The sequence below is a fragment of the Oceanobacillus iheyensis HTE831 genome (genome assembly GCF_000011245.1).
GTDB classification, from domain to species: domain Bacteria; phylum Bacillota; class Bacilli; order Bacillales; family Amphibacillaceae; genus Oceanobacillus; species Oceanobacillus iheyensis.
The window spans coordinates 3,315,387-3,329,401 of record NC_004193.1 but is presented as its reverse complement, the minus strand read 5'-3'; the positions used below and the strand labels follow the sequence as shown (position 1 = coordinate 3,329,401).

Sequence of the window (14,015 nt, the reverse complement as noted above, 5' to 3'; positions counted from 1 at the left end):
CTTTAGTGTAACGGAGTATTTGGCGGTTGTTGTACGGTTGTATAACTATTTAACATATTGATCATATCTTGTTCTGCTAATTGAGGAACTTGATAATATGCGTGTTTATTTTGATATAAGAAAATCTCGTAGCTAAGCTCAATAAAATTTGGTACTGTGTCAGCAATTACTCTACGTAATACGGGGTTGGTCATCTCGACTGCTGTCATCGCCAGCAAAGATGTTAGTGACTTAGCATTTCCTAGCATATAGGCGGAGATTCCTTGATCCGATAGATCACTGGTAGAAGCATTCGGTTTCTTCGGTTTACCAGCTTGAATACCGTAAACAATATTGTTGGATTGTTGCATCTTGTATTCTTGAGTAGGTACTTTGGGATCATTCCCAGTTTGAAAAGATTCAACAATGGTATTATAGGTTTTTGTTACAAAAGTTGTTTGACGATGCAAAATATCCTTTAGTGCAGGATCTTGGATATGTTGTTCATACATTTGATATTGATCAAGCATACTGATGATACCAGCAATAACTTCATGGGCATCAAATAACTCATGACCGCCATGATTTAGACTTTGTCCAGGTTTTGTCGTACCAGCTTGATTCGTTGGCTGGTTCATCTGATTTGGCTGTTGACCGATATTACCTTGTCCTTGATTCATTGAATGCATTTATTTTCCTCCTTAATTATGAATGTCACACCGTTTTTACTTTTCCCAATATCTACTTTTTCATGAATGGTTTCACGTACATATTCTCTTTTAGGATGGTTACGCTAAGGTCATCTTATATGTTAAAGGAAGATACCCAATGAAGCCTATACGTCCAGTATGTTACTCAGAGCACGAGGAATTAAAAGCAGTTATCCTTTGCCGACCAGCAGAAGTATCCATTACCGATCCAAAAGTATTGGATGAGGTACGTTGGAGCGGTGCTGTACATGTAGAAAAAGCAATCGAAGAATTTGAAATGATGAAGCAGGCTTTGGAGGAAGCTGGGGTCGAAGTTATGGAGTATAGCTCATATTTATCAGAGAATGACCAAGCGCTAAGTCAGCAATTAATTCACCGTGTTTTTGTGCGCGATTTAGCTTGTGTATTTGGAACAACCATGATTCCTGGTGAAGCAGGTACATTTATGCGAAAACCGGAGTATATGCAATCTCATATTCTATTTCAAGATTGGTTCCCAGAAACGTTTCAAATAAGTGAAAACAACGACTTGAAAGCATTGGAGTTTGGCGATGTTATGGTCTTGAATAAAGATGCTGTACTAATCAATGCCGGGATGCGAACAAGCATTGATAGTGTAGATCAAATAAAACAAACCATCTTTGCTAGTGGTTTTTCGGAAATTGCTGTGATTAACTTACCAAGAAACGCAGACACGATGCATTTAGATATGGATGGGAACGTCGCTGGAGGAGATGTGTTTATTGCCAAGGCATTTATGCGACATTTTCCCGTACATGTATCGATGGAAGCAAGCGGGCGGTATGAGATGTTGGAGACATTTTTAAGGCGGCATGGCTTTGATATACATTGGCTACCACAGTATGATTCTTTACCAGACATTAATTATCTTAATTTAAATCCGGAGACATTGTTAGTGAGCAAAGCGGCACATAAACAACGATTAAAACAGCACCCAAACATAGCGAAGTTAAATTTTATCGAAGTAGAAGTTGCCGAATTAGAAAAAGCTGGGGGTGGAATACGGTGTATGACACTTCCTCTTGTACGTAAGGGATAGGTTAGAATGGTTCGAAAACAAGGAAACATGAAATGGTGGCAATTATCCCTTGTCGGTATTGGTTGTACCATTGGAACAGGTTATTTCTTAGGGTCAAGTATTGCTATTGAACAATCAGGAGCGGCTGTACTATGGTTATTCCTGTTTGCTGCAATCGGCACGTACTTTGTTTATGAGTCGTTAGCAAAGTTATCGATAGAATATCCAGATAAGGGTTCGTTTCGCACATATGCCAAGAAAGCATTTGGTGATTGGGCAGGTTTTAGTAATGGGTGGGTGTATTGTTTGAGCGAGCTGCTCATAATGGGAAGCCAATTAATTGCTTTAGGAATCTTTACACGCTTTTGGTTTCCGAATTTGCCGTTGTGGCTATGCATGGTCATCTTCGCAGTGTTAGGATTAGCGATTATACTTACGGGACTTGCAGGGTTTGAAAAAATGGAAAATATCTTTGGAATAATGAAAGCCTCTGCGATTATCATGTTTATATTGGTTGCTGTACTTTTGTTAGTAAAAGGTACAGAGAGTTTAATTAATCCAATCCCCCATATATTTAGTGGTGACTTACCATCAATATGGTGGGGTGGCTTTATCTATGCATTTTATGCTTTTGGTGGTATTGAAATAATGGGGCTGGTGGCGACAGATTTGAAAAATAAGCAAGAAGCGTTGAAAGCTGGGAGATGGATGTTATTAGGGCTTGGCTCTATTTATATCATCGCATTAGGATTAGCTTTAGCGTTTATCGATGAGACGAAGATAATTGCAGATGAAAGCCCGTTTATTACAGCATTACAGCCATTTGACATACCACTTATTGCGGACGTATTTAATGGAGTGTTTATTATTGCGGGATTTTCCACGATGGTAGCTTCTTTATATGCGATTATCACTATATTAGTCTCATTATCTGAAGACCATCATGCTCCAGCCTTTTTGTCTAAAAAGGGAAGGTTGAAAATTCCCTTCCCAGCTTTTGTTTGTTTAATCGTAGGACTTTTCGTCTCTATATTCATTGCTTTACTATTACCAGATCGCATATTTGAATATATAACTACTGCGGCTGGACTTATGCTTTTATATAATTGGTTGTTTATTTTAGCGAGTTTTATGAAATTACAGCGACCGACACGCTGGAATTTTATGAAGCCTATTATTGCAGGAGTATTGATCATTATAGCAGTTGCAACTACGTTATTTGCGGAAATTAGTAGGATAGGTTTCTTTGTCAGTATAGGTTTTATTATCATGATTGCCATTGCGGTGCTTATGATGAAAGAGAAATGGCATATTACTTCATCTTCGTAAGATTGGATATCCTTTGTTTAAAACGAGTGAATGGACATTTACTTAAGGTCTGATCATCATCCCCAATGAAGTATTGTTTCCATTCGTGATTATCGCTGTTTCCATACCATTTTAAATCTGGGTGAGCTGGTATGGAATCAAATGCTTGTAATCGCTGACGAATGACCTTCTTCATTTTCCTACCATAGGAAGTGGAAGCATTCAGTTCATCAAAAACAAAACGCGGTTGAAAAGCCAGCATCATATAAGGGAAATATCTACTTTTTCTTAACTGATGAACAGGAGTTGCACAAAAAGCGAAATAGGGTTCTCCGTCGAAACAAAACTCCCATTCATGATGTTCAGGATTATCCGGTATAGTTGCTGGCCAATCAGATGTATCGTAGTTTGTTACATCTGACAACAAATCCCAGAATAAAACCTGATAATCCTCTACCGTTGCCTGTGTATCATCATCCATAGGGATAAATATAATCAGAGAAGTATATTGTCCGATAGCTTTGGAAGTATCTCCATACTCTTTTAGCGAAGATGCCAACACCTTTGTATCATCGACATTATCCAGAAAGCCGAATCGTAACATATTATTTTTTAATCCTTGTCGCGCAGGTACACAAGGATAGTCGTTTTTTTCACCAATCATTGATTGAAAATATTGATAAGCATCTTGCTTCCAAGGAGAAAGTAACTCCCAATTTTGCTTGATGGTTACATTATTAAAAAGTATGCTCATGCCTAATCCTCCTCCTAAAAGATAGCTTATTAGGAGAAGGTCGTTTAGGTGCATGCCTAAAACAGTATATATTGAATGGCTTTCAATGCTTCGTATCCGAAAAAGATGCCAAAACCGATAAGCACGATACCTGCAACGATAGAAATCCAATAAAGAGCTTTACTGTGAAAAAATTTCCGGAAACTTGTCGCTACGCTTGCCATAAAGATATCCCACAAAATAATTCCGAGGAAAATTCCACTACTGTAGATTAGTAACTGACTATTCGTAGAAGTTTCAGTGGTTTTTGCTAATACAGAACCATATATACCAAGCCAAAAAATTATACTTATTGGATTGGAGATGGCGATGATAAATCCCGTTCCAAATGAGTTAAGCTTTGATGTAGATTTAATATTGGATGTATTACTCAGCGTAGATTTGGCTTTTATTATTGACTCCATTCCAATATAAATTAAGATAAAACATCCAAACACCCAAAGAAATGTTTTTACAAATGGTGTTGTTAGGAAGGGTGCTACACCAAAGTAAATCAGTAACATAAAAATCACATCTGCAAACATTCCACCAATGCCAACGAGCCAGGAATGGAAAAACCCTTGATGAATACCTTTATTTAATTGCGCTGCATTGATCGGTCCAATTGGAATAGATAGAGAAAGCCCCAATAATACATAGCTAAAGAACGTCTGCATGAGTGATGCCTCCAATGCCGTATTTTTCCTGTTCTATATCTATTCTATTCGATCTAACAGCTTGTACAACTAAAATTTTTCATAAAAAAACAAGTAGAAGCTATGGTTGCTTCTACTTGTTTGGATAGTAACTCTATTTATTTAATGGAAGGTCTTTGTCATTGGCCCATTCTGTCATGGAACCATCATACATAGCTACATTATCTTGGCCTAATTGATTGAGAATTAATGCGTTCCACGTAGCCGCAATTCCGCTACCACAGTAGGTAATGACTTTTTTGTTGGGGTCTAGTGCTCCAACTTTTTCAAATGTTTCTCGCAATTGTTCTTCCGGATGTAATTGTAGTGTATCTTGGTCACTGTGTTGTCCGAAGAAAACATTGACACTGCTAGGAATATGACCGGAACGTTCATACGTATCAGATTCGCCAGCAAAATCAGCTGGGGATAAACTGTTGATAAGTACAACATTATCATCTTCCATTGCATTTTTTACATCTTCTTTTGTCGCTAATAAGTCATCGTTACGTGTGCCAGTAAAATGACCTTTCGAGTATGGTTTTGCTTCTGTAGAGATAGGACGATCTTCTTTTTCCCACTTTAAGAAGCCGCCATCAAGAACTGCTACATTTTCAAAACCTTCATAGCGTAATTGCCATGCAAGTCTGGATGCCCAGTCTGAACCGATAATTGGCGCGCCAACAACTGCTTGTGCTTGGTCATAGACAACGACAAAAGTATCATCACCAACTCCAAGATCGGTGATTTTTTCAATAAATTGTTCTCGGTGTGGAACCGTAAATTTAAAAGGAGAGTCAGCGTCAGATAGTTCTCCTAGAAGGTCTGCATACACGGCACCTGGAATATGTCCTTTATCATATACGTCTTTACCTGACCATACATCATAATAGCCGCCTTGTGCTGGTTGTTTTAAAAATGTCGTTGCATCCAAGATGCGTAGGTTAGGATCATCCATTCTCTCAGCTAACCAATCAGTAGTTACCAATAAGGGAATATTGCGCTCGCTCATTTGTTTATCTTCCTTTCTGATATATAATAATTCTTATCTATTTACTTGTATTTAGTAATAGTATAAAAGATGTTTATCTCTTTTGCTAAAATTTAGCTTTAGAATTTGTTAAATAAATATACACTGGATAGCAATAGCCAAAACAAAAAAGGTGAAAAGAATCATCGGACAACGATCTTTCCACCTTTTTCAAGTGTTTACTCTACTAAATACGCTTCTAATATATATCTTTCAGGTGCAGATCCGATAAAATCAAACGGATAACAGGTACTTACGGTTAATGTCGCCCTTGGTTTCGGAACAATGACTGTACGATCATCCTCGTCAACAATTCGAATCTTTCGGACTTTATACGTAAAAGAATCGGAAGCAGTAGTTACAACAAGGTTATCACCTAATTTCACTTCATCCAATCGACGAAAGACGGTATCTCTATGACCTGATAATACAGAATTATCTTTTTCCCCAGGGAGTACACTATCAGCGAAATGCCCAATTCCTTTTGCTAATTCATCTTCATCAGTGCCATGAAAGATAGGAATGGTTGCATCTATTCGTTCAATCGTTAATGAACCAATTTCTTCTCCAATCTTCGGAGGTTCCTGCACTGCCTCTTCTTCAATCTCTTGCTTTTTTATGGCACGATTATCAATAAGTGTATGTCCGTTTGTTGTACCAAGTTCATAACCCTTCACAAATAAGATGCTATTGTTTAAGAAAACCCATAATCCACCAATAATTAAGGCTGCCCCGATGATAGTAAGTATTCGTTTATCTTTCACGCGTCGATACTTTTCTTGATCGGATGAAAGTAAGCGTTCCAATGAGTAATATAGCCATTCCAATCAGACTATTTGCTGCATAATTCGAAGCGGTTTCTGGTAATTTTGCTCCTTTAACAGTGGAAGTGGTCGCTTCGGATGGTGCTTCTTTCTGTACAGGTTCAAACGTTTCTTTTGATTCCGTTTGTTTCGGTATAATCGCGTTACCAGTCTCATTAATCGTTTCAGAGTTCACGATTTCTCCAGTAATGATTAAATCTGCTAGAAAATCTCCTTGTAGGTTATAAATACTAATCTTTAAATCGACATTTACTAGCTCTATCATCGACATTAATGCATTGAGGGATAGAGACTCTTCTACGCCATCTTTTATTAAGCTAAATTGAATATCAAACTCAAATATAGAAATAAACTCATGATAGATGGAAACAAGTTCAGCAATTTGAGAAGCGGTAAGCTCGGTAGCTGTCTCAAATTCTTCAATTGCCATCATTCTCTCACCCAAATTAATGATACGTTCTATCGTTTCATCACTAGCATTTTCAAGGATATTCCAAATATGCTCATCTAATCGTTGTAATTCTTCATCCGTTAAATCATAGGTCTTCAAATAATCGAAATCAAAACTATATTCCTCATCCCATTCAATAAATTCATATAAATCGATTCCTAGATCGTCTAAATATACATAATCATTGATATCTAAACCATTATCTTTCATTAATTGTAGAACCTCGTCTTTACTCATATCAAAATAGGTACCTAAGTTACTCAGGTCTTTTTTAATTACTTCTGCTAGAAAATCAGATAGACGTTCTATTGTTTTAAACTCTTCCAGTGTCGTTTCATACAGAGAGAGTGAATGCACAATGTGCTCTCTAGTAACCGTAAATCCGCGTATGGCACTCACATCTTTTAAATATACTTCTAGGTTCTCATCAAAGTGTGGATCTCTTTCTATTTTTTCTTCGATATAGAAGTCGACAGCCCAATATAATTCTTCTACAAATACATAATCATTCATTGTTTCGCCATATTCATGAAGTAATTTTTCAAGAGAATCTATGTCTAAATCATAACTTTCATAGATCCACTCTAGATTACTCCCATTCTTTTTAATTACTTCTCCAAGATTTAGCTCAAGATCATCAATAGATTCCACATCTGTTAACGCTAATCCCGTTGTGGAAATTAGAATATACTCCAAATCCTCAACGGTTACCGTGAATCCTCTTTGTTGACTGACTTTAGATGCAAATCTTTCTAATTCCTTTTCTGAAATACTTGTCTGAGCACTAATCGCACTCGGTAAAACGGCAGAAATTAAAATAATAATACAAAGAATAAATGCCGATTTTTTCATCTTTTCTCCTCTTTTCAGTAAAATGACAAGCTCAATGAGAAAATTATATCCTGCGCCTTGTAAACTAGCAATCTATTTTTTGGTAATATATGCATAATTCGTGCGACATGATATGACAAAAGGATCAATTTTAACTTCAAATCAAGAATCCTATTAAGAAACGTGGGAATGAATAGTATGAATTCGCAAGCCGAATCTTATTTCTCATAAAAAATAGAATTTTCCTTTATTAAATCCAACTAATTCAAGCGTTTACAAACAAAAAAACAGATGTTAGTATACTTGTATACAAGTATTCATCATGTCGAGGACGGTGAATTTATGAAAGCCTTTTATCCAAGAAAACAAGTCATAAATAGTTCTAAGGGTGAGCAGGTCGTTGCTGAATTAAGAATGCGTATCATCTCTCAAGCGATTGAACCTGAAACCGTTTTATCTGAGAATCAATTAGCGAAAGAATTTCAAGTCAGTCGATCTCCAATTAGAGAGGCACTAAAAGTGCTTAGTAGTGAAAATATTGTTCGCCCTGAGCGAATGGGAGCAGTAGTAATTGGTATATCCGAGAAAGACATCGAAGAAATATATGATGTGAGGCTCATGATGGAATCGTTTACTTTTCAACGGTTGTTAGATATGGACAATGCATCCTTGATTAATGATCTTGAAAAAGTGGTCGAGATGATGAAGATTGCTATTAAGTATAAAGATGTCGATCAATTTTCGTTCTTAGATATGGAATTTCATGAAACGATTATCCGATCGATTAATCATCACTATATCGCTATGCTTTGGACAAACTTGAAGCCAGTAATGGAATGTTTGGTTTTATTATCGATGCGTTATCGTATGCAAGAGGATGAGAATGACTTTGAGCGAATCATTGAAAATCATCGTTTAATTGTTGAATCGATCAAGAATAAAGATGCAAACTTGGTGAATAATGCATTTTATAAAAACTTTAATGATGTCCAAAATCGTGTAGAACGTCTCTGGAGTGACGATGAGCGAATGAAGATTGTGAGGGAGAGCATTGAATCAAAATAAGTATATGCTTGGTGTCGATATCGGCACAACAAGTACAAAAGCAGTATTATACCGGGAAACGGGCGAAATCATTGCTCAAGGAAATCACGGATATGATTTATATACTCCGGATGTATCCACTGCAGAGCAAGATCCAGAAGAAATATATTTAGCGGTACGCTTGACGATAAAGCGGGTAATGGAAGAATCCGCTATTGATAAAGAAGATCTATCCTTTATTTCTTTCAGTAGTGCGATGCATAGTTTAATTGCCATAGATGAACAACATCAAGCGATTACTCCATGTATTACATGGGCAGATAATCGAAGTGCTGGTTGGGCGAAGAAAATTAAACAGGAAATGAATGGGCATGAAATATATCGTAAAACTGGTACACCTATTCATCCGATGTCTCCATTAAGTAAAATTACATGGATTCAAAATGAACGACCAGAGATAGCGGAAAAGGCGAAAAAATACATTGGTATTAAGGAATATGTTTTTTATCAATTATTCGGGGAGTATGTCGTTGACCATTCTATCGCTTCTGCAACAGGAATGATGAATTTAGAAGAATTATCGTGGGATGAAGAAGCACTTCAGGTAGCAGGAATAAATAAAGATCAATTATCTTCATTAGTTCCGACCACGAAAATCTTAACAGGTTGTGACGAAACAGTTGCTAAAGAGATGGGAATCACAAGCAATACGAAATTTATCATTGGCGCAAGTGATGGTGTACTATCCAATATCGGTGTAAACGCTATTAAAGACGGGGAAGTTGCAATAACTATTGGTACCAGTGGTGCAATTCGTACCGTGATCCCAAAACCTAGAACGGATCAAAAAGGCCGTATTTTTTGCTATGCATTAACAGAAGATCATTGGGTGATTGGTGGACCAGTCAATAACGGGGGGATGGTTCTTCGTTGGATTCGAGATGAGCTGGCTGCAAGTGAAGTAGAAACAGCTAAACGTTTAAACGTCGATCCATATGAAGTTTTAACTACCATTGCTAGTAAAGTAAGCCCAGGTTCCAATGGGTTATTATTCCATCCATTCCTAGCTGGAGAACGTGCCCCACTATGGAATTCGGACGTGCGTGGTTCCTTTATTGGATTAACCTTAAATCATAAAAAGGAACATATGGTACGAGCAGCTTTAGAAGGTGTTATTTTTAACTTGTATTCTGTATTCCTTGCTTTAGTAGAAGTAATGGATGTTCCAGTCAAATCTATTAAAGCAACAGGCGGATTTTCTAGATCGGAATTATGGCGACAGATGATGGCAGATATCTTTGATCAAGATGTAATTGTGCCAAAAAGCTATGAATCTTCATGTCTAGGTGCATGCATGCTTGGACTATATGCCGAAGAAAAAATCGATTCATTTGATGTAGTGGAAGATTTAATTGGACATACACATGCACACGAACCGAATGAAGCAAATGTAGAAGCTTATCGAGAACTGATGCCAATCTTTATTCGCATTGCACGTGCACTCGAAAGTGAATATGAACAGATAGCGGTTTATCAACAGAAATCCATAGATAATAAATAATAACATCAAGATGGGAGCGAGAACTTGTGGATAATATAATGCCATTAATTATTGTAGCATTAGCTGTAGTATTACTATTGCTACTCATAATGAAATGGAATTTAAATACATTTATTTCATTGATTATTGTATCATTCCTAACTGCCTTGGCTTTAGGGATGCCATTAGGAGAAATTGTTACATCGATTGAAGGTGGACTTGGCGGTACATTAGGTGACATTGCCCTCATCTTTGGTTTTGGTGCAATATTAGGGAAACTAGTTGCAGATGCTGGTGGGGCACAGCGAATTGCTCTGACATTGATTCACAAATTTGGAGAAAAACGAATCCAATGGGCGGTAGTAATTGCATCATTCATTATTGGTGTAGCGTTATTCTTCGAAGTAGGGTTAGTTCTACTAATACCGATTATATACCAAATTGCAAAAGAAATTAAAATACCTTTATTATATTTAGGTTTACCAATGACGGCAGCGTTATCCGTAACGCATGGTTTTTTACCACCACATCCGGGTCCAACAGTAATTGCTCAGCAATACGGAGCAAATATTGGAATGGTACTTATTTATGGGATTATTATTGCGGTTCCAACGGTTATTTTAGCTGGGCCACTATTTACTAAAGTTGCTAAGAAAATTGTTCCAGATGCATTTTCAAAAGTTGGTAATCTTGGATCACTTGGTGGGGCAAAATCATTTCCAGAAGAGGAAACACCGAGCTTTGCAGTTAGTGCATTAACCGCACTATTCCCTGTAATTTTAATGGCAATTACAACAGTAGTTGATTTACTGCAAGATATCGGTGATGTGTCGGATAATATTCTTTTTGAAATTATGCGCATGATTGGACAACCAACAACAGCATTATTGATTTCTTTATTACTTGCAATCTATACAATGGGTATTGCTCGTAAAATACCGATGAAACAATTGATGACATCTGCAGAAGAATCTGTTCGCGCTATAGGTATGATGTTACTTATTATTGGTGGTGGCGGAGCCTTAAAACAAGTCTTAATTGATGGCGGGGTCGGTGACTCTGTTGCTGCTTTATTTGATGGAACGAGTATGTCCCCAATATTTCTTGCTTGGTTGATTGCTGCAATCTTAAGAATTGCACTTGGTTCTGCAACTGTAGCAGCATTAACAACTGTAGGTATGGTAATCCCATTAATGGAAGGTACAGATGTAAACCTTGCCTTAATGGTGTTAGCAACTGGTGCAGGTAGCTTGATTGCGTCCCACGTAAATGATACAGGATTCTGGATCTTTAAAGAATACTTTAATTTATCCATGAAAGAAACCTTCGCAACATGGACGTTACTTGAAACAGTAATTTCAGTCGCAGGTCTAGTGTTTACACTAGCGTTAAGTTTAATTGTATAAATGGTGTTCAAATGAAGGACGAGAAAGACGAATAAGTTTGAATTGGGGAATTTTAAGTGCTGAAACGTATACAATAAATACGTGAGGAACACAAAGCTAAGCCAACGAGCTTCCACAGGATGTAGTGATTTCTGCGTTTCCAACAGGGAGTGAGTGATATTAGAAGGTCCCCTTGACATGTGTCTTTTCACCGGATGTTTTGAACAACCTCAATGAAGGAAGTGTCAAAAAGAATGAATTCTATTGGAGTATTTGGACTAGGTGTGATGGGTGCAAATCTTGCGATGAACATGGCAAATAAAGGAGAAAAAGTTGCCGTTTATAACTATACATCTGACCTAACAGAAAAATTTAAATCCAATTTTACAAGTGATAATGCAGAGGCACATTATGACTTAGAGCGTTTTGTAAATTCATTAGAAAAACCAAGAAAAGTATTTTTAATGGTAACAGCAGGTCCCGTTATTGATTCGGTTATTGATTCCTTAGTACCTCTACTAGATAAAGATGACATTATGATGGACGGAGGAAATTCTAATTTTAATGATTCGAACCGTCGTTATCATCGCTTAAAAGAAGCTGGTATACATTTTGTCAGTGTAGGTGTTTCTGGTGGAGAAGAAGGAGCGCTTCATGGACCAGCACTTATGCCGAGTGGTGATGAAAAAGTATATCAAGAAGTTGCACCTATCTTAGAAAAAATAGCAGCACAAGTTGATGGTAAAGCATGTTGTGGTTATTTAGGTAAAGAAGGTTCTGGACATTATGTGAAAATGGTGCATAACGGCATTGAATATGCTGATATGCAGCTGATCACAGAGGCTTATCAGTTCTTGCGTGAAAGACTGGGTCTATCAGTTGAAGAAATCGCAACTACATTTCGTGAGTGGAATGAAGGAGAACTAGAAAGCTATTTAATGGAAATAACGAGTGATATTTTAACGCATGTCGATGAAGAAACGAATAAGCCAATGGTTGATGTTATTTTAGATAAATCCGGTCAAAAAGGTACTGGGAAATGGACAAGCCAAAATGCATTGGATGTAGGTGTTCCGTTATCTATTATTACAGAATCAGTATTTGCACGATTCTTATCGGGCTTAAAAGAAGAACGTGTACGGGCGGATCAAATGTTGTCAGGTCCAACGAAACTAGACCAAGACCTCGATAAGCAAGCGTGGTTAGAACTTGTGAGAAAAGCACTGTTTATGGGCAAAATATGTGCGTATGCACAAGGGTTTCACCAATATAAGCAAGCATCTGAAGCCTATGGTTGGGATTTAAAACTAGAAGAAATTGCGTTGATATTTAGAGGTGGATGCATTATCCGAGCTGGTATTCTGAATGAAATTAGTGATGCATTTAAAGCAGATAAACAACTACCGAACTTATTGCTATCGCCATTCTTCCAAGAGAAGATGAATGACTATCAAGCTTCATTACGTAAAGTTGTTATAAAAGGGATGGAAAGTGGACTTTCCTTACCAAGTTTAGGAGCATCTTTAACTTACTATGATGGGTACCGCTCTTCTCAAAGTGGCGCCAATATGATTCAAGCACAGCGGGACTATTTTGGTGCACATACGTATGAGCGAGTGGATAAAAAAGGAACTTTCCATACAGCGTGGTAAGTGTTAAGAACAAAAGGGGTTAAATAATAAAGGTCGTATCTTTATGTGGATACGACTTTTTGTTATTCATTTTTCTTGTATTCCATATCAATATAGTAATTAATCCCACTAAACTTTGTATGTTTCTGTTTGGTTCGTTTTATTTCTTTAAATCCGAGGTTTTTATAGAGTTTTAGCGCACTTGTATTGGTATCGGCAATCGTTTCTAATAAAAACGTCTCGTATTCCGGTAAGGAAAGGATATAGTTCATTAATGTAGAAGCAATGCCTTGGCGGCGATATTTGTCAGCTGTGGCAACAAATCCTAAATTAGCAATCTTATCACCTGTTTTTACCGATGGTTTCTGAAATTCTTTTTTGAAAACAACATTCGCAATGGTTCCCTTTAGCCAGCCAAGATGTTTTCGTAATTCTTTCTTATTATGTTGGATAGCCAGATTATCTCCATTAGCACAAAAGGTGATTGCAGCAATATCTTCATCCACCACTGCTATATAAAAATTCTCAAGAATAAACATATGCTCGAGCGCTTTTGCTAGTTTTTCCTTATCCTCTGCGAAATAGCGAAGATCTTTGCCAAAACCATCTACGAATGTTTTGCTGAACTTCTCCCGTACATATTGATCATTGAATTCATTTGCTCTCATAATTTGCATGATGACAAGCTCCAGTCCTATTTATTCCTGCCTATAGAATCAGATTAAAATGTATAGTGGATAAAGTCAATGGGAAAAGAAATAACGTATGATAGTAAT

General features: G+C 37.1%; 13 protein-coding genes. 6 read left to right on the top strand and 7 right to left on the bottom strand.

Annotation, left to right across the window (positions count from 1 at the left end):
• Positions 1-2: 2 nt before the first annotated feature.
• On the bottom strand, positions 3-668 hold the full coding sequence (locus OB_RS16300) for a spore coat protein (RefSeq protein WP_081427526.1): 666 nt from the start codon (positions 666-668) through the stop codon (positions 3-5).
• A 139-nt stretch (positions 669-807) separates the two neighbouring features.
• On the opposite strand from OB_RS16300, the gene OB_RS16295 reads away from it, so the two are divergent.
• Positions 808-1,749, top strand: a complete 942-nt coding sequence (locus OB_RS16295; RefSeq protein WP_011067593.1) for an arginine deiminase family protein — start codon at positions 808-810, stop codon at positions 1,747-1,749.
• A gap of 6 nt (positions 1,750-1,755) precedes the next feature.
• Positions 1,756-3,057, top strand: a complete 1,302-nt coding sequence (locus tag OB_RS16290; protein ID WP_011067592.1) for an amino acid permease — start codon at positions 1,756-1,758, stop codon at positions 3,055-3,057.
• Here the strand turns inward: OB_RS16290 and OB_RS16285 are convergent.
• The 5 genes from OB_RS16285 to OB_RS16265 form a co-directional block, all read right to left on the bottom strand.
• Entirely contained in the window at positions 3,041-3,790 is a 750-nt protein-coding gene (locus tag OB_RS16285; RefSeq protein ID WP_011067591.1) for a YqcI/YcgG family protein, read from the bottom strand. The two genes, OB_RS16290 and OB_RS16285, sit on opposite strands and share 17 nt — an antisense overlap.
• A gap of 56 nt (positions 3,791-3,846) precedes the next feature.
• Entirely contained in the window at positions 3,847-4,485 is a 639-nt protein-coding gene (locus tag OB_RS16280; RefSeq protein WP_011067590.1) for a LysE family transporter, read from the bottom strand.
• A gap of 133 nt (positions 4,486-4,618) precedes the next feature.
• Entirely contained in the window at positions 4,619-5,515 is an 897-nt protein-coding gene (locus OB_RS16275; protein ID WP_011067589.1) for a sulfurtransferase, read from the bottom strand.
• 197 nt (positions 5,516-5,712) lie between these two features.
• Positions 5,713-6,297, bottom strand: coding sequence for a class D sortase (locus tag OB_RS16270; RefSeq protein WP_011067588.1), 585 nt, complete (start codon positions 6,295-6,297; stop codon positions 5,713-5,715).
• Positions 6,287-7,660, bottom strand: a complete 1,374-nt coding sequence (locus OB_RS16265; protein ID WP_011067587.1) for a processed acidic surface protein — start codon at positions 7,658-7,660, stop codon at positions 6,287-6,289. The genes OB_RS16270 and OB_RS16265 overlap by 11 nt, the downstream gene beginning before the upstream one ends.
• A gap of 321 nt (positions 7,661-7,981) precedes the next feature.
• On the opposite strand from OB_RS16265, the gene OB_RS16260 reads away from it, so the two are divergent.
• The 4 genes from OB_RS16260 to gnd all read left to right on the top strand — a co-directional run bounded on the left by OB_RS16260 (position 7,982) and on the right by gnd (position 13,260).
• A complete protein-coding gene (locus OB_RS16260) occupies positions 7,982-8,704 on the top strand; it encodes a GntR family transcriptional regulator (RefSeq protein ID WP_011067586.1) in 723 nt (240 codons plus the stop codon).
• 4 nt (positions 8,705-8,708) lie between these two features.
• The gene (gntK, locus tag OB_RS16255) at positions 8,709-10,244 is read left to right on the top strand and encodes a gluconokinase (RefSeq protein WP_041544617.1); all 1,536 of its coding nucleotides are present in this window, start codon (positions 8,709-8,711) and stop codon (positions 10,242-10,244) included.
• Positions 10,245-10,282: 38 nt separating this feature from the next.
• The gene (locus OB_RS16250) at positions 10,283-11,629 is read left to right on the top strand and encodes a gluconate:H+ symporter (RefSeq protein WP_011067584.1); all 1,347 of its coding nucleotides are present in this window, start codon (positions 10,283-10,285) and stop codon (positions 11,627-11,629) included.
• 233 nt (positions 11,630-11,862) lie between these two features.
• Complete coding sequence (gene gnd, locus OB_RS16245) at positions 11,863-13,260, top strand: decarboxylating NADP(+)-dependent phosphogluconate dehydrogenase (RefSeq protein ID WP_011067583.1); 1,398 nt, start codon at positions 11,863-11,865, stop codon at positions 13,258-13,260.
• 62 nt (positions 13,261-13,322) lie between these two features.
• On the opposite strand, the gene OB_RS16240 is transcribed toward gnd, so the two are convergent.
• A complete protein-coding gene (locus OB_RS16240) occupies positions 13,323-13,916 on the bottom strand; it encodes a GNAT family N-acetyltransferase (RefSeq protein ID WP_011067582.1) in 594 nt (197 codons plus the stop codon).
• Positions 13,917-14,015: the final 99 nt, after the last annotated feature.